At 71.9% G+C, this 19,358-nt stretch carries 22 protein-coding genes; 20 read left to right on the forward strand and 2 right to left on the reverse strand.

Features of this window, described 5'->3' with window-relative positions:
* Window positions 1-2: 2 nt before the first annotated feature.
* From cobW to FHU13_RS04525, 12 genes are all read left to right on the forward strand, one after another.
* Window positions 3-1,037: a cobalamin biosynthesis protein CobW gene (cobW, locus tag FHU13_RS04470; RefSeq protein WP_183434633.1), complete on the forward strand. Its 1,035-nt coding sequence runs from the start codon at window positions 3-5 to the stop codon at window positions 1,035-1,037.
* Complete coding sequence (locus tag FHU13_RS04475; RefSeq protein ID WP_183434634.1) at window positions 1,034-1,933, forward strand: DUF4349 domain-containing protein; 900 nt, start codon at window positions 1,034-1,036, stop codon at window positions 1,931-1,933. The genes cobW and FHU13_RS04475 overlap by 4 nt, the downstream gene beginning before the upstream one ends.
* 13 nt (window positions 1,934-1,946) lie before the next feature.
* Window positions 1,947-5,264 (forward strand): cobaltochelatase subunit CobN, encoded by a 3,318-nt coding sequence (cobN, locus tag FHU13_RS04480; protein WP_183434635.1) that lies wholly within the window; start codon window positions 1,947-1,949, stop codon window positions 5,262-5,264.
* Window positions 5,261-6,565, forward strand: a complete 1,305-nt coding sequence (gene cobG, locus FHU13_RS04485; protein ID WP_183434636.1) for a precorrin-3B synthase — start codon at window positions 5,261-5,263, stop codon at window positions 6,563-6,565. Before cobN ends, cobG begins: the two co-directional genes overlap by 4 nt.
* A gap of 6 nt (window positions 6,566-6,571) precedes the next feature.
* Window positions 6,572-7,204 (forward strand): precorrin-8X methylmutase, encoded by a 633-nt coding sequence (locus FHU13_RS04490; RefSeq protein WP_183434637.1) that lies wholly within the window; start codon window positions 6,572-6,574, stop codon window positions 7,202-7,204.
* Complete coding sequence (locus tag FHU13_RS04495; RefSeq protein WP_183434638.1) at window positions 7,204-8,001, forward strand: precorrin-2 C(20)-methyltransferase; 798 nt, start codon at window positions 7,204-7,206, stop codon at window positions 7,999-8,001. The genes FHU13_RS04490 and FHU13_RS04495 overlap by 1 nt, the downstream gene beginning before the upstream one ends.
* Window positions 7,998-8,759 carry a precorrin-3B C(17)-methyltransferase gene (cobJ, locus tag FHU13_RS04500; protein WP_183434639.1) on the forward strand — a complete coding sequence of 254 codons (762 nt, stop codon included), beginning with the start codon at window positions 7,998-8,000 and terminating at the stop codon, window positions 8,757-8,759. The genes FHU13_RS04495 and cobJ overlap by 4 nt, the downstream gene beginning before the upstream one ends.
* Window positions 8,760-9,182: 423 nt before the next feature.
* Entirely contained in the window at window positions 9,183-9,611 is a 429-nt protein-coding gene (locus tag FHU13_RS04505; RefSeq protein ID WP_183434640.1) for a hypothetical protein, read from the forward strand.
* Complete coding sequence (locus FHU13_RS04510) at window positions 9,574-10,839, forward strand: DNA-packaging protein (protein ID WP_183434641.1); 1,266 nt, start codon at window positions 9,574-9,576, stop codon at window positions 10,837-10,839. The genes FHU13_RS04505 and FHU13_RS04510 overlap by 38 nt, the downstream gene beginning before the upstream one ends.
* 50 nt (window positions 10,840-10,889) lie before the next feature.
* Complete coding sequence (locus tag FHU13_RS04515; protein WP_183434642.1) at window positions 10,890-12,050, forward strand: phage portal protein; 1,161 nt, start codon at window positions 10,890-10,892, stop codon at window positions 12,048-12,050.
* A gap of 57 nt (window positions 12,051-12,107) precedes the next feature.
* Window positions 12,108-12,578, forward strand: coding sequence for an HK97 family phage prohead protease (locus FHU13_RS04520; RefSeq protein ID WP_183434643.1), 471 nt, complete (start codon window positions 12,108-12,110; stop codon window positions 12,576-12,578).
* 29 nt (window positions 12,579-12,607) lie between these two features.
* Window positions 12,608-13,873 carry a phage major capsid protein gene (locus FHU13_RS04525; RefSeq protein WP_183434644.1) on the forward strand — a complete coding sequence of 422 codons (1,266 nt, stop codon included), beginning with the start codon at window positions 12,608-12,610 and terminating at the stop codon, window positions 13,871-13,873.
* Window positions 13,874-13,880: 7 nt separating this feature from the next.
* On the opposite strand, the gene FHU13_RS04530 is transcribed toward FHU13_RS04525, so the two are convergent.
* Together FHU13_RS04530 and FHU13_RS04535 are read right to left on the reverse strand one after the other, a co-directional pair.
* Window positions 13,881-14,729 (reverse strand): S1 family peptidase, encoded by an 849-nt coding sequence (locus FHU13_RS04530; protein WP_183434645.1) that lies wholly within the window; start codon window positions 14,727-14,729, stop codon window positions 13,881-13,883.
* Window positions 14,730-14,875: 146 nt separating this feature from the next.
* On the reverse strand, window positions 14,876-15,631 hold the full coding sequence (locus FHU13_RS04535) for a trypsin-like serine protease (protein ID WP_183434646.1): 756 nt from the start codon (window positions 15,629-15,631) through the stop codon (window positions 14,876-14,878).
* A 34-nt stretch (window positions 15,632-15,665) separates the two neighbouring features.
* Here FHU13_RS04535 and FHU13_RS04540 point away from each other — a divergent pair, with 34 nt between their 5' ends.
* The 8 genes from FHU13_RS04540 to FHU13_RS04575 all read left to right on the forward strand — a co-directional run bounded on the left by FHU13_RS04540 (window position 15,666) and on the right by FHU13_RS04575 (window position 19,351).
* Window positions 15,666-16,157 (forward strand): hypothetical protein, encoded by a 492-nt coding sequence (locus FHU13_RS04540; RefSeq protein WP_183434647.1) that lies wholly within the window; start codon window positions 15,666-15,668, stop codon window positions 16,155-16,157.
* A gap of 22 nt (window positions 16,158-16,179) precedes the next feature.
* Window positions 16,180-16,521, forward strand: a complete 342-nt coding sequence (locus FHU13_RS04545) for a head-tail adaptor protein (RefSeq protein ID WP_183434648.1) — start codon at window positions 16,180-16,182, stop codon at window positions 16,519-16,521.
* Window positions 16,518-16,937: a DUF3168 domain-containing protein gene (locus FHU13_RS04550; RefSeq protein ID WP_183434649.1), complete on the forward strand. Its 420-nt coding sequence runs from the start codon at window positions 16,518-16,520 to the stop codon at window positions 16,935-16,937. Before FHU13_RS04545 ends, FHU13_RS04550 begins: the two co-directional genes overlap by 4 nt.
* A 29-nt stretch (window positions 16,938-16,966) precedes the next feature.
* Entirely contained in the window at window positions 16,967-17,377 is a 411-nt protein-coding gene (locus FHU13_RS04555; RefSeq protein WP_183434650.1) for a phage major tail protein, TP901-1 family, read from the forward strand.
* Between the two features lie 2 nt (window positions 17,378-17,379).
* Entirely contained in the window at window positions 17,380-17,706 is a 327-nt protein-coding gene (locus FHU13_RS04560) for a gene transfer agent family protein (protein WP_183434651.1), read from the forward strand.
* Window positions 17,703-17,936 (forward strand): phage tail assembly chaperone, encoded by a 234-nt coding sequence (locus FHU13_RS04565; protein WP_183434652.1) that lies wholly within the window; start codon window positions 17,703-17,705, stop codon window positions 17,934-17,936. The genes FHU13_RS04560 and FHU13_RS04565 overlap by 4 nt, the downstream gene beginning before the upstream one ends.
* Window positions 17,933-18,559, forward strand: coding sequence for a phage tail tape measure protein (locus tag FHU13_RS04570; protein WP_183434653.1), 627 nt, complete (start codon window positions 17,933-17,935; stop codon window positions 18,557-18,559). The genes FHU13_RS04565 and FHU13_RS04570 overlap by 4 nt, the downstream gene beginning before the upstream one ends.
* Window positions 18,560-18,709: 150 nt before the next feature.
* Window positions 18,710-19,351, forward strand: a complete 642-nt coding sequence (locus FHU13_RS04575; RefSeq protein ID WP_183434654.1) for a DUF2460 domain-containing protein — start codon at window positions 18,710-18,712, stop codon at window positions 19,349-19,351.
* Window positions 19,352-19,358: the final 7 nt, after the last annotated feature.

Here is a 19,358-nt window from a genome sequence, read left to right on the forward strand (position 1 = left end):
CCATGAGCCTCATCGAAAAAATTCCCTGCACCATCGTCACCGGCTTCCTCGGAGCCGGCAAGACGACGCTTGTGCGCCACACCGTCGAGAAGGCCCGCGGGCGTCGGCTCGCCATCATCGTCAACGAATTCGGTGATCTCGGCTTCGACGGCTCGTTCCTCGCCGCCTGCGGCATCGAGGGGTGCGACGAGGATTCGGTGGTGGAACTGCCGAACGGCTGCATCTGCTGCACGGTCGCCGACGACTTCGTGCCGGCGCTGACCAAGCTTCTCGACCGACCCGAGCCGCCGGAACACATCCTGATCGAGACCTCCGGCCTCGCCCTGCCCAAGCCCCTGGTCCAGGCTTTCCAGTGGCCGGCGATCCGCTCTCGGGTCACCGTGGACGGCGTGGTCGCGGTGGTGGACGGCCCGGCGGTCGCCGCCGGAATGTTCGCCGAGGACCCGGATGCGCTCGCCAACCAGCGCGCCGCGGACCAATCGGTCGATCACGACAATCCGCTGGAGGAGGTGTTCGAGGACCAGATCCTCTGCGCCGACCTCGTGGTGCTCAACAAATCCGACCTGCTCGACGAGGCGGGCCGAGACAAGGTCCGCGCCGAGATCGAGGCGCACCTGCCGCGCGCGGTCGAGATCGTCGCGACCGAGCACGGCCGCCTCGACCCGCTTGTGCTGCTCGGCATCGCGGCGGCGGCCGAGGACGATCTCGACGCCCGCCCCTCGCATCACGGTGAGGGCGAGGATCACGACCATGACGACTTCGAATCGGTCGCGATCCCGGTCGGCGTCGCCGGCAGTCCGGAAGACCTTGCCGCCCGCGTGGAGCGGGCTGCCGAGACCGAGGGCGTGCTGCGCATCAAGGGCTTTGCCGAGGTGAAGGGCAAGCCGATGCGCCTCGTGGTGCAGGGCGTGGGCCGGCGCGTCGCCTCCCACTACGACCGCCCGTGGAAGGGCTCGGAGTCCCGCGAGGGGCGCCTCGTCGTCATCGGCCTCAAGGGGTTCGATCAGGACGCGGTCGCCGCCGCTCTGCGCGGATGAGCCGAGGCGAGGCCGGAGGGTGGCTGCCGCGCGGGCTTCTGCTCGCGGCCATTCCCGTGCTCGCCCTCCTCGCCGGCTGTTCCGACACCCGGCGCGAGCTGCGGCAGGACGGAGAGGCGGCCGAGGCGGCAGCCCCCGCGCCGTTCGTGTCCGCGGCGCGTCAGGGAGGCGCGGCCAAGCTCGCCTATCGGCACGACCTTACCATCGGGCTCGCGCCCGACCGGGTTGCGCCGCACTTCACCGCCGTGCGCGACCGCTGCCTCAACGAGTCCGCGGGCTGCACGCTGCTCAACGCCTCGATCCGGGACGGCGGCGGCACGCGCCAGCCACAGGCGCGGATCGAGGTGCGGCTTCCGCACGCGTCGGTCGCCGGCTACGTCGCCTTCGTCACCGCGCCCCTGCCGGGCGAGGCGGCGGAGGACGTCGCGCTGATCGAGCAGGCGACCCGTGCCGAGGATCTCACCGCCGCCATCGCTGATACCGGCCGGCGTCTCGCACAGCTCAACGACTATCGCACCCGCCTGACCGCGCTCGCCGAGAAGCCGGACAACCGCGCCGAGGATCTGATCAAGATCGCGGGCGAGTTGGCCCAGGTCCAGAACCAGATCGAGGAGGCGGAAGGGGCGCGCCGCACCCTCGGCGAGCGGGTCGACACCGAGGTCGTCACCGTGGCCTTCCGCACCAGCCGGGCGCGGGCGGGTGCCTTCGCTCCGGTGCAGGAGGTGTGGTCCCGCAGCGGACCGATCCTCGGCGAGAGCGCGGCCTCCGCGCTGCGGTTCACTGTCGCGAGCCTGCCCTGGCTGCCGATCGTTCTTTTGGCCCTCTTGCTCCTGCGGCTGGTCTGGCGCATCCGGCGCAAGCGGGCGCAGCCGGCCCGCGTCCGCCTGGAGTCGTGAGGGCGCCCGCGCGATGCACCTGATCCGCCTCGATACGATCTCCCTCGACGAGGGCGAGGCGGCGGTCGATCTCGGCCAGACGCCGGGCGAGATCGTTTTCTTGTCATTTACGGACACCGACCTCGCGACCGTCGCGCGGGCACATGCGGACGAGCCCGGCCTGCCCTCCCTGCGGCTCGCCAAGCTGGCGCAACTGCGCCATCCGATGTCGGTCGATCTCTACGTCGAGGCGGTGATCGCCCGCGCCAAGGTCTGCGTGATCCGCTGCCTCGGCGGGCTCGATTACTGGCGCTACGGCATCGAGCGCGCGGCGGTGGCGGCACGGGCGCAGGGCGTCAAGCTCGCGGTTTTGCCCGGCGATGACCGTCCGGACCCGCGCCTCGACACCTTCTCGACCCTGCCGCCGGAGACCTGCACCCGCCTCGACGCCTATTTTCGCGCGGGGGGGCCGGAGAACCTCAAGAACCTGTTGCGCTGTCTCGCGATGGAGGCGGGCGCTGCCTTCGAACCGGAGCCCCCGAAGGCGCTGCCGCGCGGCTTCGCGTGGTGCCCCGGCTGCGGACCGCTCCCGATCGAGGCGGCGATGCAGGCCGCCGGGCCGGGGCCGCTGACGCTTCTGCTGGTCTATCGCTCCGCGGTGCTCTCAGGTGAGACAGCACCGGCCGTGCACCTCGCCGCCGCTCTCGCCGCGCGCGGCATCGGCTGCGTCACGCTCGCGGTGTCGAGCCTGAAGGACCCGGAGGCGGTCACCGTCTTGCGCGCGGCGCTCAGGCAGCGCCGGCCCGACATCGTGCTCGCGGCCACCGCCTTCTCCGCTCGTGACGATGCCGGCTTCGTGCTCGACGCCGCCGACTGCCCCGTGCTCCAGGCTTACACGATCGGCGCCCCGCGCGCCGCTTGGGCCGCTTCGGGCCGCGGCATGAACGCATCCGACCTCGCCATGCAGGTGGCGCTGCCGGAATTCGATGGACGGCTCTCGGGCTTCCCGATCTCCTTCAAGGAGGAGGCCGAGGCGGTCGAGGGTTTCTCGGAGCGTCGCGCTGTACCCGATCCCGTCGGCATCGCCGCGCTCGCTGAGCGTGCCGCCGCCTGGATCCGTCTGCGAGGAACGCCGCGCGGAAAACGCCGGCTGGCGATGGTGCTGTCCGATTATCCCGCCCGCGGTGGTCGCGCGGGCTACGCGGTCGGCCTCGACACGCCTTCGAGCGCCCGCGCCATCGCTGCCGATCTCGCTGCAGCGGGGTTTGCCGCGGGCGCACTGCCGGAGGCGGGCGCGCTGATGGCGGCGCTGACGGACGGCGAGCCGGGCTTTTCGGTATCGCTGGCCGACTACATGGCTTGGTTCGAGCGGCTGCCGGACGAGCGCCGGGCGGACCTGACGGAGCGCTGGGGCGCGCCGGAGGACGATCCGCTCTGCCGCAATGGGGGGTTCCGGTTCCGGATGGTGCACACCGGCGCCGCGCACGAGTCTGATGGCTGCGAAAATCTCACCCTCTTCCTGCAGCCCGACCGCGGCCGCACCGCCGACCGCAAGGCCGGCTACCACGACCCCGACGAGCCGCCGACCCACGCCTACCTCGCCTTCTACCTGGGCGTTCGAAAAAAATTCGACGCGCTGATCCATCTCGGCACCCACGGCACCACCGAGTGGCTGCCGGGCAAGGCGGTGGCGCTCTCAGCCCATTGCTGGCCGGCGCTGGCCGTCGGGGCGCTGCCGGTGGTCTATCCCTTCATCGTCGATGATCCCGGCGAGGCCGCACCGCTGAAGCGCCGGCTCGGCGGGATCGCGCTGGGCCATCTCACGCCCACTGTCGAGGCCGCCGGGCTGACGCCCGAGGCGGCGGCGCTCCGCGAACTCGTCGAGGAATACGCCGCCGCGAGCGTGCTCGATCCGCGCCGGGCCGGGCTGATCGCCACGGCGATCCTCGACGAGGCCGCTTCGGCCGGCCTGCTCGAAGGGGCGGGCGTCGATGGCGACACGCCGATGGCCGACGCGCTGACGGCACTCGACGCGCATCTGTGCGACCTCGGCGAGACCCCCTTTCGCGATGGCCTGCACGTGTTCGGCCGCGCCCCCGCCGATGCCCCTGAGCCGGTCCGCGCGAGTGCCGAGGCCGAGCGCGCCGCGCTGGTCGCCGCCCTCGACGGCCGCTTCATCGCTCCGGGCCCCGCCGGTTCGCCCTCGCGCGGGCGCCTGGACGTGATGCCGACCGGCCGCAACCTGACGACCCTCGACCCGCGCGCCCTGCCCACCCGCGCCGCGACGATGCTCGGAGCCAAGGCGGCGGAGGCGGTGGTGCGCCGCTACCTTCAGGACGAGGGCGAGTACCCGGCCCGCATCGTCATGGATCTCTGGGCTTCGCCGACGCTCCGCACCGGGGGCGAGGACGTAGCACACGCCCTTGCACTGATGGGCGTTCGCCCGGTCTGGGACCACGCCTCGACCCGCGTCACCGGCTTCGAGGTGCTGCCGCTGGCCCTCCTCGACCGGCCGCGTATCGATGTGACCTGCCGCGTCTCCGGCGCATTTCGCGATACGTTTCCCGAGACGCTGGCGCTGCTCGACCGCGCCGCCCGCGCCGTCGCCGCCCGCGAGGAGGAGGACGAGGAGAATCCGCTCGCCGCCGCCCGGCGCCGAGGCGAATCCGCCGCCCGCATCTACGGCGCGGCGCCCGGCCGCTACGGCGCGGGCGCGGCCGAGACCGCGCTCGACGGCGCCTGGGAGGGCCGGACCGACCTCGGCACCGCCTATCTCGCCGCTACGACCCATGCCTACGGCGACACGGAAGCGCCGGACGCGGATTTCGCTGCCCGCGTCGCCGCAGCGGACGCCTATGTCCACGCCTTCGATGTCGCCGAGCGCGACCTGCTGGACGGCGACGCGGCCGCCGACGCCATGGGCGGTTTCTTTGCCGCCGCATCCGGGAATGGAAGGACGCCTGCCCTCTACAGCCTCGACGTCTCGAACCCGGAGGCGCCGCGCACCCGCACCGCCCGCGAGGATGTCGCCCGGCTGATCCGTGGCCGGCTCGGCCATCCGCGCTGGATCGCGGCGCAACTGCGCCACGGCTACCGCGGCGCGCAGGAATTCGCGCAAGGGATCGACGCGGTGTTCGTGCTCGCCGCCGCGACGGACGCCGTGACGAGCGCCGATCTCGACCGGCTCTACGGCGCCTGGATTGCCGACCCCGAGACCTTCGAGGCCTTGAAGGCGGCCAATCCGGAGGTGACCCGCGCCATCCTCGAGCGCTTCGACGCGTTGCGTGCCCGCGGCCTGTGGCAGAGCCGGCGCAACGCCGCTCCTGCCGACGCCCTGCTGGCCGCCGAATGAGCCCCCGCCGCCTCCTGCCCGAGGGCGCCCGCCGCGGCTGGTGCCCCTCGCTCGCCCGGCCGATGCCGACCGGCGACGGGCTGCTCGCCCGCATCCACCCGCCGCTCGGGCGCCTGACGCCTTCGCAGTTGCGCGCGGTGGCGGACGGCGCGCGGGCTCACGGCAACGGCCATATCGACGTGACCGCCCGCGGCAACCTCCAGATTCGCGGCGTCAGCGAGGCGAGCGCGCCGCGTCTCGCCTGCGCCCTGGCGGAAGCGGGACTCGGCGATACCCGCGACGATGGCGGCCCGCAGCGCCTGACGCTGACGGCGCCGCTCGCCGGCCTCGATCCGGCGGAGCAGATCGACGTGCCGGCGCTCGCCCGTGCCGTGGAGATCGCCGGCCGCGCCGTGCCGCGCCTGCCGGCCAAGACGCTGGTGGCGATCGACGGTCGCGGAGCCCATGGCCTCGGCGCGGTCGAGGCCGACTTTTTTCTGTTTGCCGAGGGGCCCGGGCAGGTGGCCTTCGGGCTCACCGGTGAAAGCGGCCCGCTGCGCTGCGGCCTGCTGCCGGAGCGTCAGGCGGCCGGAGCGCTCGGCCTTGCGCTGATGGCCTTCGCCGAGATCGGCGGACGCCGGATGCGCGATCTCGATCCGCACCAGCGGGCCGTGATCGCGGCGGTGGCGGGCTTCTTTCCGTTCGAGCCGACGCCGCTCGCACCCGCTCCGGCCCCTGCCACCCCGGGGCTCACCGCCTTGAGCGGAGAGACCTCGGCGCTCCTCGTGCAGGCGCCATTCGGCCGCTGCACCGCGAGCCGGCTGGAGCAGATGGCCCACCTCGCCGAGGGTGCGGAAGTACGGTTGAGTGCGGAGCGCGGCTTCGCACTCGTCGCCTCCTCCCGTCGGGCCGCCGCACTTCAGGCGGAACTGGCGCGGGCCGGCTTCATCGTGGCGCCGGGCGATCCGCGCCGCAGGGTTGCCGCCTGCCCCGGCGCACCGGCCTGCCGCTCCGGCACCACGCCGGTGCCCGACCACGCCGCACAACTGGCGCAGGCGCTGGCCCCGTTGGCCGGGCTCGACGTCTCCGCTCGGATCACCGTGCACGTCTCGGGTTGCGCCAAGGGCTGCGCCCATCCGGGCCCCGCCGACCTCACCCTGGTCGGGCGCGAGGGCGCCTACGACGTGGTGCTCGCGGGCTCCCCCTCTGCCGAGCCGGCAACGCGTCTCGCTTTCGAGGCGGCGCTGGACCGGATAAGGAAGGCCGCAGCCGCCGGGCTTCCGGCGCTGGACCCCGTGTTTCAGGACGACGTGCCAGGATAACGTGCGATGAGTGCCCGCCACGACTACATCCGCGACGGCGGCGCGATCTACGCGCGCTCCTTCGCGATGATCCGCGCCGAATCCGATCTCGCCCGCTGGTCCGGCGCGGCCGAGCGCGTGGTCGTTCGGATGATCCATGCCTGCGGCATGACCGATCTGCCGAAGGACGTGGAGATGTCGCAAGACTTCGCCGTAGCCGGCGAAGCGGCGCTGAAGGCCGGCGCACCGATTTTGTGCGATGTGCGCATGGTCGCCGACGGCGTCACCCGCGCCCGGCTGCCGGCCAGGAACGAAGTGGTCTGCACCCTCGGCGACCCCCGCGTGCCGGCCCTCGCTGCCGAGATGGGCACCACCCGCTCTGCCGCCGCGATGGAATTGTGGCGGGAAAAGCTGCCCGGCAGCGTCGTCGCCGTCGGCAACGCGCCCACCGCCCTGTTCCGCCTGCTCGAACTGCTGGACGAGGGCGTTGCGCCCCCGGCGGCGGTGATCGGCATCCCCGTGGGCTTCGTCGGCGCGGCAGAATCCAAGGAGGCTCTGGCGCGGGATGGGCGTGTGCCCTTCGTCGTGGTCCATGGCCGCCGTGGCGGTAGCGCCATGACGGCGGCTGCCGTCAACGCGCTGGCAAACGAGATCGAGTGATGGAGGGGAGCGTGCGCATCGACGCCCCGGTCGAGACCACGGACGGCGCGGGCGAGACCCCCGTCGCGGCCAGAACCGGTACGCTCTACGGCGTCGGCATGGGGCCGGGCGATCCGGACTTCCTCACCGTGAAGGCGATGCGGGTGCTGGAGCACGCCCCCGTGCTCGTCCACTTCTGCAAGCGGGGCAAGCGCGGCAACGCCCGCACCATCGCCGACGCGGTGCTATGCGATCCGACCCGCGAGTTTCCGCTGGCCTATCCCTACACCACCGAGCTTCACCCCGATCATCCGGAATACGTCGCGGCGCTGGCCGGCTTCTACGACGAGGCGGCGGGACGGCTCGCCGACCATCTCGATGCGGGTCGCGACGTGGCGATCCTGTCGGAGGGCGACCCCTTCTTCTACGGCTCGTTCATGCATCTGTGGCGGCGCCTGAAGGATCGGTTCCCCGTCGAGGTGATTCCCGGCGTCACCGGCATGTCCGGCTGCTGGACGCGGGCCGGCACACCGATCACCTGGGGCGACGACGTGCTCACCATCCTGCCGGCGACGCTGCCGCGCGAAGCTCTGGTGGAGCGGCTGAAGGGCACGGATGCCGCCGTCATCATGAAGCTTGGGCGCCACCTGCCGAAGGTGCGCAGCGTGCTCGCCGAGACCGGCTTTCTCGCCCGCGCGGTCTATGTCGAGCGCGGCACCATGGCCGGCGAGCGGGTCGTGCCGCTGGCCGAGAAGGAGGACGATGGCGCGCCCTACTTCTCCATGGTGCTGGTGCCGGGCGAGGGCCGCCGCCCGTGAGCGAGTCAGGGAGCGTCACGATCATCGGCCTCGGGCCGGGTGATCCGCGCCTGCTCACCGAATCGGCCCGCGCCGCCCTCGACCGGGCGCAGGACCTGATCGGCTACATCCCCTACGTCGCCCGCGTGCCGGAGCGCGAGGGACTGATCCGCCACGCCAGCGACAACCGCGTCGAGGTCGACCGCGCCCGCCACGCGCTCGAACTCGCGATGTCCGGCCGGCACGTCGCCGTCGTGTCCGGCGGCGATCCCGGCGTGTTCGCCATGGCCGCGGCCTTGTTCGAGGCGGTGGAGCAGGGCCCGACGGCGTGGCGCGACCTCGACATCCGGGTCGAGCCCGGCATCACCGCGATGCTGGCCGCAGCGGCCCGCCTCGGCGCGCCGCTGGGGGGCGATTTCTGCGCGATCTCGCTCTCGGACAACCTCAAGCCCTGGGAGGTCGTGACTGCCCGGCTGGAGGCGGTGTTGCGGGCGGGCTTGAGCGTTGCCCTCTACAATCCGATCTCGTCCATGCGGCCGTGGCAGCTCGGCCGGGCGCTGGCGCTCGCCGCCGAGATCCTGCCCGCGACGACCCCCGTCATTTTCGCCCGCGCCGTGACCCGGCCGGATGAATCGCTGCGGGTGCTGACCCTGGACGAAGCCCGCACCGCGCCGGCCGATATGGCGACCATGATCATCATCGGCGCACCGACGACCCGGGTGATCGAGCGGGATGGAAGGCCGCCCTTCGTCTACACGCCGCGGAGTGTGCCGCTCTGAGGCGGATGCCTCCGCAGCGCGTTCCTTCAATCGAAGCGTGGGCCGATCCGAGGTTCAAGCCCCCCGCGACCGGCACGTCCCAAGCTTTAGAACACGTTGAAGAACCACAGCAGAAGAATGATCGGCAGAGGAATGCCGATCAGCCAGAGAAGTCCACCTTTGAGCATCGTTCTGTCTCCCGTGTGATGGAGGCGGTGACGTGCACTCCTTGGGTGATCTACCGATGAGGCCCGGTGAGCGTTCCTGTTCTGTGTAAAAATTCATAATTGGGCTCTCTGGGATGCGGATGTGTGCATCGCACGGGCTTGCATCGGGAGACCAAATTCCTGATAGACGGCTCTAATAGGAATTTATAGGTTGACATCGCGACGCTCCTCGTGTAGGTAAAGGGCACGCTCGAGAAGTGTGGATGGAGACATTGCGATGCCGGACCCCTCCGAGCCAAGCGGTGAACCGGCGCCGAGCGTCCCTTCGAGACCAAGCCCCAAGACAATCCGTAAGCGTGCGCCGGATGCCAAGCGGCTGCGGGCGCAGTTGCGCGCCCATATCGAGCGGCAGATCGCGCGCTTCGATGCCGCTCTCGATATCGAGGCGCCGCCCGCCGGGTTCGATTCCGGAAAGGTGCTGCGTGATCTCGGCGGCCTGAAGAATTTGCTCGACGACATGAAGGCGGCTGACCGGGCCGCGCGGGACGGAGGGACGGATGCCGCGGCTGGCCGAGCCTCCCTGTCCGCCGCCGATCTCGTGGCGATGCGCGCGGATATCGCGCGCCGCTATGCTGCATTCGCGGCGACGGAGCCAGACGACAGCGTTCTTGACCCGGCTCTCGCAGAACCATCTGCGCCTGCTTGAGGCCGACTGGCTTCACCGCGCGCGGCACGACCAGCTTCCGCCACCGGGAGATTGGACGACTTGGGCCGTAATCGGCGGGCGCGGCTCCGGAAAAATCCGGACCGGTGCCGAGTGGGTGCGCGGCCTCGCCCACGGCGATCCGGTCTTTTCGCAGGCGCCCGTCGAACGGATCGCGCACGTCGGCGAGACCTTCGCCGACGTGCGCGACGTGATGATCGAGGGCCCGTCCGGCCTCCTCGCCCTGCCGCGGCTCGGCGGCGCGCCGCCGGTCTGGCAACCGTCGCGGCGGCGGGTGGTGTTCGGCAACGGCGCGGTGGCGCTCGCCTTCTCGGCTGAGGAACCTGATTCTCTGCGCGGCCCGCAATTCGGCGCCGTGTGGTCCGACGAGGTCGCCAAGTGGCGCGAGGCCGAGGCCACCTACGACATGATCCAGTTCGGCCTGCGGCTCGGGCACCATCCGCGCGGCCTCGTTACAACGACGCCGCGCCCGGTGCCGTTGATCCGCCGACTGCTCGCCGATCCGCGCACGGTCGTGACGCGCTCGCGCACCGCCGACAACGCGGAAAACCTCGCGCCGAGTTTTTTGGAGGACGTGGTCGGCCGCTATGCCGGAACCCGCCTCGGGCGACAGGAACTCGACGGCGAATTGATCGAGGACCGGCCGGACGCGCTCTGGACCCGTAACGCCATCGAGCAAGCGCGCGTCCGCGAGGCGCCGCCGCTGCAGCGCATCGCCGTCGCGGTCGATCCGCCGGCCTCATCCCGTGTCGGAGCCGACGCCTGCGGCATCGTCGCGGCCGGGCTCGCGGCCGACGGAACCGCCTACGTGCTGGCCGATGCGACCCTGGAACAGGCCGTACCCGCGGTCTGGGCGCGGGCGGCGCTGGCTTTGTACCACCGCCTTGAGGCCGATGTACTGGTGGCCGAGGTCAACCAGGGTGGCGAGATGGTCATCGCGGTGTTGGCCGAGAGCGATCCGAGCGTGCCTGTCGCGACGGTGCGGGCAACGCGGGGCAAGCTGCTGCGGGCCGAGCCGGTTTCGCTGCTCTACGCCCAGAGACGCGTCCGCCATGTCGGTCCGTTGCCGGCGCTGGAGGACGAGATGTGCGTCTTCGGTCCCGGCGGTTTGCCAGGAGGAGGCTCGCCGGATCGTCTCGATGCGCTGGTCTGGGCGCTCACGCATCTGATGCTCGCGCCATCGTCGGAGCCGCGTATCCGCCGGCTCTGACGGCGCGCGCGGTTAATTTCACGTGAAACATTGCTGGCGAGGAGCGTGCCATGCCTGGATTCATCGCGCGGCTCGCAAAGGCTGCGGGGTTCGTGCCTGCCACGAAGGCGAGCGCGGCCTTCGCCCTCTACGGCGAGGGGCGAGCAGTCTGGACGTTACGGGACTACGCGGCGCTGGCACGCGAGGGTTTTCAGCGCAACGCCGTGGTCCACCGCTCGGTCCGGCTCGTCGCCGAAGCCGCGGCCTCACTGCCGCTGACGCTGGCCGGCGCCGAAGATGCACATCCGTTGCTGGCGTTGCTCACTCGGCCGAATCCGCGCGAAGGCGGGATGCGCTTCCTCGACAGCGTCTACGGACACCTTCTCGTCTCGGGCAACGCTTATCTCGAAGCCGTTGAAATCGATGGAATACCCCGAGAACTGTTCTCGCTGCGCCCCGACCGGATGCAGGTCGTGGCCGGTGCCGACGGCTGGCCGGCGGCTTACGAGTACGCCGTCGGTGGCAGGCGCATCCGCTACGAACAGGCCGGCCCCGTGCCGCCGATCCTGCACCTGACGCTGTTCAATCCGCTCGACGACCATTACGGCCTCTCGCCGATGGAGGCGGCCGCGGTGCCGCTCGACATCCACAACGCGGCCGGCGCCTGGAACAAGGCGCTCCTCGACAATGCAGCGCGCCCGTCCGGTGCCCTGGTCTTCGCGCCCTCGACCGGCGCCGCCTTGAGCGACACGCAGTTCACCCGTCTGAAGGCCGAGCTGGAGACGAGCTACCAGGGCAGCGCCAATGCCGGCCGTCCGCTTCTGCTCGACGGCGGACTCGACTGGCGCCCGCTCTCGCTCTCACCGAAGGAGATGGACTTCGTCGAAGCGAAGGCAGCGGCCGCCCGCGAGATCGCGCTGGCCTTCGGCGTGCCGCCGCTGCTGCTCGGCCTGCCCGGCGACAACACCCACGCGAACTACGCCGAGGCAAACCGGGCCTTCTACCGCCAGACGGTGATCCCGCTGGTGCGCCGCACCGCCGATTCCCTCGCCCGCTGGCTGGAGCCCGCCTTCGGCCCGGCCCGGCTGGAGCCGGATCTCGACGCTATCGAGGCCCTGGCGACCGAGCGCGAGTCGCTCTGGCGCCGGGTTCAGGGGGCGGACTTCTTGTCCGTGGCGGAGAAGCGCGAGGCCGTCGGCTACTCCCCCCAAGATCCGGGGTCCGGGGCCTGAGGCCCCGGCGGGATTCGGGCAGAGCCCGCTCTTCACTCCTCTCTTCGAGGTCTATCGATGGATGGCCATTTCACCGGCTACGCCAGCCTGTTCGGCGTGCCCGATCTCGGCCGCGACATTGTCGCGCCGGGCGCCTTCGCCGCGAGCCTCGCCCGGCGGGGCGCGCGGGGGGGGCGGATGCTGTGGCAGCACGACCCGGCCGAGCCGGTCGGCTCCTGGCTCTCGCTCAAGGAGGATGGCCGGGGCTTGCGCGTCGCCGGCCGGCTCAACCTCGCGGTCCAGCGCGCCCGCGAGATCGACGCGCTGATGCGGGAGGGCGCTCTCGACGGACTCTCCATCGGCTTTCGCGTGGTGCGGGCCTCGCCCGAGCGCGGCGGGCGTCGCCTGCTCGCCGTCGATCTCTGGGAGGTCTCGCTGGTGACCTTCCCGCTTCAGCCCGATGCGCGGGTGATCCGCGCCGCGGCCCGGCATCCCTTCGTCCCGCCGCACCTGCGCCTCGCTGTCCCGCCGCTCGCGGCGCGTGCCTGACCCCGTCTTCCTTCACCAACGAGGATGCCATGACCGACATGCGTTTCGAGACCAAGGCCCCTACCGGCCTTTCCGAGAACAAGGCGGCGATGTTCGGCACCGAGGCGGTGCTCGACGAGTTCGCCCGTGCCTTCGAGGCGTTCAAGGAGGCCAACGATCTGCGCCTCTCCGAGATCGAGACCCGGCTCACCGCGGACGTGGTGACCGAGAAGAAGCTCGCCCGCATCGATGCCGCCCTCGACCAGGCGAAGAACCGCCTCGACCGAATCAGCCTCGACCGGGCCCGGCCTCCGCTCGGCGGAGCGGACATCCCGCGCGACAGCTCCGCCACCGAGCACAAGGCCGCCTTCGATCTCTATGTCCGCGCCGGCGAGAGCGCCGGCCTCAAGCGGCTGGAGGAGAAGGCACTCTCCGCTGGCTCCGGGCCGGATGGCGGCTATCTCGTGCCGTCGACGATCGAGCGTGAGGTGTTGCGGCGCTTGGCCGAGATCTCGCCGATCCGCGCCATCGCCACCGTGCGAATCGTCTCTGGCGGGCAGTACAAGCGGGCGGTGTCGGTCAACGGTCCCGCCGCGGGCTGGGTCGCCGAGACGGCGCCCCGGCCGCAGACGGACGCGCCGAACCTGTCCGAACTCAGCTTCCCGGCGATGGAACTCTACGCCATGCCGGCGGCGACGCAGACACTGCTCGACGACGCGGTGCTCGACGTCGATGCGTGGCTCGCGGAGGAAGTCGAGACGGCCTTCGCCGAGCAGGAGAGCGTCGCCTTCGTCACCGGCAACGGCGTCGACCGACCGAAGGGCTTTCTCAGCTACGATACGGTGGCCAATGCGAGCTGGGGCTCGGGCAAGCTCGGCTTCGTCGCGACCGGTGCGGAGGGTGCCTTCCCTGCAAGCAACCCGACCGACGTTCTGTTCGATCTGATCTACGCGCTGCGTGCCGGCTATCGCCAGGGCGCGAGCTTCGTGATGAACCGGCGGGTGCAGAGCGCGATCCACAAGTTCAAAGATGCGGACGGCAACTACCTCTGGCAGCCGCCGCTGGCCGCCGATCGCGCCGCGACCCTGATGGGCTTCCCGCTCGTCGAGGCCGAGGCAATGCCCGACCTGTCGGCGGGCAGCCACTCCATCGCCTTCGGCGATTTCAAGCGCGGCTACCTCGTCGTGGATCGCGTCGGCTTAAGAACCCTGCGCGACCCGTACTCCGCCAAGCCCTACGTGCTGTTCTACACCACCAAGCGCGTCGGCGGCGGGGTGCAGGACTTCGACGCGATCAAGCTGCTTCGGTTCGCCTGAGCTGCTCTCAATACATCCGCCGCCGGGCAGGCCGGGCCATCCACTCGGTGCGCCCGGTCTGCGCCGCTGCCATGTCGGGGCTCATCGCCTCCATCTCGGCGGCGCGCGAGGAAATCCAGCTCGCGTGCTCGCCGGTGGGCGTCACGGCGGTGAAGCCACCGCAGGCGGTGCGTGCGCGCCGGTCCTGGCGCATGGCGCCGCTCGACCAACTCACCACGCCGACCATCTGGCCGCCGCGCAGGATCGGGCCGCCGGAATCGCCGAGGCACGCGCCGGCACCCGCGGTCTCGGCCATGCGCCGCGCATCCGTGACGACAGTGACGCGGTTGGCGACCTGCAGCGAGCCGATCGAGACGAGATGTGCGGTGCGCAGCGTCCGCGCGGTGTTGCGGCGGTTCTCGGCGAGCACGCCGAAGCCAGCGATGTCCACATTGTCGCCGGTGGTGATCGAACCGCCGCGGGGGTCGAGCGGGCGGAAGCCGAGTCCGACCGGCTGTTCCAGCTTGATCAGGGCGAGGTCGATGCCCGGCTGCTCCTCAGGCGTCGTGCCGGGGACGAATTCGGGATGCATCGAGACCGCGACGGCCCGCAGGCGGCGCTGGCGGAAATTCGGATCGACCACGACCACGTTGTAGCCGGCCTTGTGCATCACGCAGTGAGCCGCGGTGAGCACGATGTCCTGCGTGATCAGGGTGCCCGAGCAGATCTCGCCCTGCGTGCTCTCGATCCGAACCACCGAGGCGCGTAGGCCCCCCGGATCGCGGGAGGTGCGACCCTCGACCACGGCCTGGGCCGAGAGCGGGACGAGCCCCAGCAGGGCACCGAACAGGTACGCGCGAAGGGGGCTCGCAACCATCTCTTCCGTTCTCCAGGGCCTGGGCGCGTTCCGCGAGGGGCTGCGGTTGAGTCCCGGACCGGTTGAAGCGTATCCGAAGGCAATTCGGCGGCCAAGCTCCGGTTCCGCATCGGCGGCGCCGCGAGGATCACGATCGGTCAAGGACGTCACCAGCGCGCCGTACTCCCCCAGCCGGAGAGGGTCCGGTCGACCCACTCCCGTTGCGGTCCGAGCAGGATGCCCTGGGTCAGGCCACCGCACGCGTCCTTCACCCACGCGGCCACGGCCATCACCGCCGTGCCATCGAGGATCGGCCCGCCGGAATCGCCCTGGCAGCCCCCGGCCCCCGGTGCCTGCATCCAGACCAGGATGCGGCTCGGACCGTAGGGTTCGATCACGGTGAGGATCGCGCCGCGGTAGCGGCCGATCGAGCGCCGGTCGTTGCCCCGCGCCGCGCCGTAGCCGGCCAGCGTCAGGCTCTGGCCCGCCCGCGGCATCGCGGCGCTCAAACCGGCCGGCACGAACCGGGCGGGGAGGGGCTCGCGGGTGCGCAGCAGGGCGAGGTCGATGGAGCGGGTGCGGCCGCGGATGGCGTCGCCGTCATAGGCCGGATGCAGGCTGCGGGCGGCGACCTCGGCCAGCACCGGGCGGCCCTCCGCGTCGCGGTAATGGACACGGTTCTCGCCCACGCCCGCCACGCAATGGCCGGCGGTGAGCACCGCGTCCGGCGCGACGACGATCCCGGAACAGACCCCGCCGCCCGAGGTCAGAACCATCACCGCCGAAGCCGCGCCCGGTACCCCCGCGCCTTCGCGGCCGCCGACGATGGCCCCGGCCGGGGCGGCGGCGAGCAGGAGCGCGAGCGTCGCGGCCCGGAGGGCGGGGCGCGCCGCGCGGGCGGCGGACGGGTTCGGCACGCGCATCGGTTGCGGAAAAACGCTTTCAGGAGAGGCTGGCATGATTCCGATACGCGTCGAGGAGACCGGCGTCGAGCCGGTGAGCGTGGTCGAGATGCGCGGCTATCTCCGGCTCTCCTCCGACGAGACCGCCGAGGATGCCCTGATCGGCCGCCTGATCCCCGCGGCGCGGGCGGCGGTCGAGGCAGCCGCGCGCCGGCTGCTGCGGCCCGCCCGCTTCCGGGTGGTGCTGGCGGCCTGGCCCGGACTCGGTCTGCTGCCGCTGCCGCTGAGCCCGCTCGTCGCCGTGCTCCGCGCCGGGCGGGTCGATGCGGGCGGGACCGTCACCGAGATCGAGCCGGGGCTGGTCGAAGTCGGCGCCGGCTGCGGCGGGGAGGGGCCGCCGGTTCCCGAGCCGCTGGTTCAGACCCTGCGCCTGACGATCGCGGACTTGTTCGAGAACCGCGGCGATGCGGGCGCCGCAGGTCCGGCCTGGCCGCTGCCGCACGAGGCGGCGGGGCTCGCCGCTGCCTGCCGCCGGATGCGGCTCTGATCCCGATTCCTGGAGATCGACCATGACAAACAGGCCGCTCGGCGCGCGCCGCCGCCGCCTCGTGCTCGAAGTACCGGTGGACGAGCCCGACGGGTTCGGCGGTCGGCTCCGCCGCTACGTCGCCGGACCCGTGCTGTGGGGCTCGCTGGAATCGCTCGGCAGTGCCGCCGCGCCCCGCGGCGGGCGGAACGACCGGCCCGGCCTCTACCGCGTCGGCCTGCGCTACCGCCCCGGCGTCACCCCGGCCATGCGCCTTGCCGACGGGACGCGACGCTTCGCGATCCGCGCGGCCGACGACCCCGACGGGCGCCGCCGCGACCTCGTCTGCGAGGTGGAAGAGGTAATCGAGGAGTCTTCCCCGTGACGCGATCGAGCCCCCTGCTGGCCCTGCGCGCCGGCCTTCTCGCCCGCCTCGCCGGGGACGCGCCGCTCGCCGCGCTGATGGGCGGCCGGCTGCGGCTCTACGACGAGCCGCCGCGGGGCGCTGCGCCCGTCTACGCGCTGTTCGGACCGAGCGAGGTGAGCGACGATTCCGTCGACGGCGCCCGGCGCCACCGCCACGCCTTCGCCCTCACGGTCTTCGCCAAGCCGGGCTCGGCTCGCTCGGCCCTGGAGGTGGCCGAGCACATCGCTGCCCGCCTCGACGAGGCCGACCTCGCCTTGATCGGCCACGCCCTCATCCTTCTGCGCCTCAGGAGCCTCGCCGGCCTGCGCGACGAGCGCACCGGCGAGGCGCGCGCGACCCTCTCCTTCGAGGCGGTGACCGAGGTCGCCGCCTGACCTTTTTCGAGAACGCCGGAGCCGCGAGCATGAGCGCACAGAAGGGCAAGGACCTCCTGGTCCGGGTGAGCAGCGGAGCTGGCGGCTTCGCCGCGGTGGCGGGCCTGCGCGCCCGACAACTCGCCTTCAACGCCGAGACGGTGGACGTCACCAACGCCGATTCCGCCGGGCACTGGCGCGAGCTGCTGGCCGGCGCAGGCGTGCGCCGCGCCGCGGTGGCCGGATCGGGCGTCTTCCGCGACGAGGCGTCCGACGCGCGCCTGCGCCAGATGTTCTTCGACGGGGTGATCGACGCGTTTCAGATCGTGGTGCCGGATTTCGGCACGATCGAGGGGCTGTTCCAGATCAGCAGCCTCGAATATCGCGGCGAGCATGCGGGCGAGGTCACCTTCGACATCGCCCTCGATTCTGCCGGCGCCCTCAGCTTCGCGGAGGCATGACCATGGCCAACCGCCGACGCGGCGAGGTGCCGCTGACCTTAGGACAGGAGCGCTACACGCTCTGCCTCACCCTTGGAGCGCTGGCCGAACTGGAGGACGCGCTCGGCGCGGGCGACCTCGCCGGCCTCGCCGAGCGCTTCGCCGGCGGGCGGCTCGCCGCCCGCGACGTGATCGCACTGCTCGGCGCCACACTCCGCGGCGGCGGCCATGCCCTCGACGACGAGGCGGTCGCCCGCCTGCCGCTCTCCGGTGGCCTCGCGGCCGTGACCGCGGCACTCGGCGAGGCGCTGGTCGCGGCCTTCGGCGAGGCTTCGCCCGCGGACCCTTGAGACCTGCGGGGAGCGACGCGCCGGGGACGCCCGTCTCCGCCTTCCCGTGGGATGCGGTGCTGACGCTCGGTCTCGCGACCCTGCGCTGGCGCCCGCGCGACCTCTGGGCTGCCACACCCCGCGAACTCGCGGCTGCCGCGGGTCTGATCCGGCCGGCGCCCGACGCCCCGAGCCGGGCCGATCTCGACCGGCTGCTCGCCGCCTATCCCGATCCGGGGACTCCGCGATGACCGACAGCGACCGCAGCACGGCCGAACGGGCCAAGCAACTCGAAACCCTCGACCGGCTGGCCCAGCGCTTCGGCCAGAGCCTGTCCTCGGCCTTCGACCGCAACCTCAATGCCGGCCGCCAGCTCGACGGGGTGCTGGCCTCGCTGGCGAGCAAGCTCTCCAACGTCGCGTTCAAGGCGGCGCTCGCTCCCGTGAAGGCGGGCGTGACGAGCCTCGTCAACAGCCTGCTGAGCGCGGCATCCGAGGCCGGCAGCACGACGGCGCTCGCGAAGGGCGGCCTCGCCTCGGACGGGCGGATCGTGCCGTTCCGCCTTGGAGGGGTTCTTGGTGGCGGGCGCGTCCGCCCCTTCGCGGCCGGCGGGGTCGTCGCGGCGCCGACCTATTTTCCCCTTGCCGGTCCTGACGGCGGCACCGGCCTGATGGGCGAGGCCGGGCCGGAAGCGATCCTGCCGCTGAGGCGCGGCAGCGATGGTCGCCTCGGCGTCGCCGCGGGCGGAGCCGAGCGGCCGGTCGCGGTCACCGTCAACATCGCCACCCCGGACATCGAGGGGTTCCGCCGCTCCGAGGCCCAGGTCGCCGCCCGCCTTGCCCGCGCGGTCGCCCGTGGCCGACGCGCGTTGTGATCACTCGTAGAGTGATCACAACGCTTCCATTCCAGCCTCAAGCGCCGGCGGCCGCCTCCGCGGCCTTGGCTCTCGCTTCGCTCAATGCCTCGGCAGAGCCGAGGCCGCTCTGCGGGGCGCTCTTCGCGCCCGGACTTCGGAGTTTTCGCCATGGCATCCGACTTCCACGAGGTGCGCTTTCCCCTCGATGTGGCCTTGCGCGGCAGCGGCGGTCCGGTGCGGCGCACCGAGATCGTCACGCTGGCCTCGGGGCGCGAGCACCGCAACAGCCGCTGGGCGGATTCGCGCCGCCGCTACGATGCCGGATTCGGCATCCGCACCCTCGACGCGCTGCACGCGGCGCTCGGCTTCTTCGAGGAGCGGCGCGGGCGGCTCTACGGTTTCCGCTACCGCGACCGGGTCGATCATCGCTCCGGCCCGCCCTCGCGGCAGCCCGCGCCGACCGACCAGCGGATCGGCACCGGCGACGGCACGACCCGCGACTTCCCTCTCGTCAAAACCTACGGAGGCGGACCGGAGGCCTACCGCCGGAGCATCGCCAAGCCGGTGGCCGGCAGCGTGCGCGTGGCGGTGAACGGCGCCGAGGTGCCGGCCCAGAACGTCACCTGCGATCCCGCGACGGGGCAGGTCAGCTTCGCCGCCGACGCGGTGCCGCCGCCGGGCGCCGCCGTCACCGCCGGCTTCGAGTTCGACGTGCCGGTCCGCTTCGACACCGACGAACTCACCGTCGATCTCGCCGCCTTCACCGCCGGCGAGGTGCCGCGGATCCCGCTGATCGAAATTCTGCCTTGAGGGAAAG

Origin of the sequence: Methylobacterium sp. R2-1 (genome assembly GCF_014191355.1) — a bacterium.
GTDB lineage: Bacteria > Pseudomonadota > Alphaproteobacteria > Rhizobiales > Beijerinckiaceae > Methylobacterium.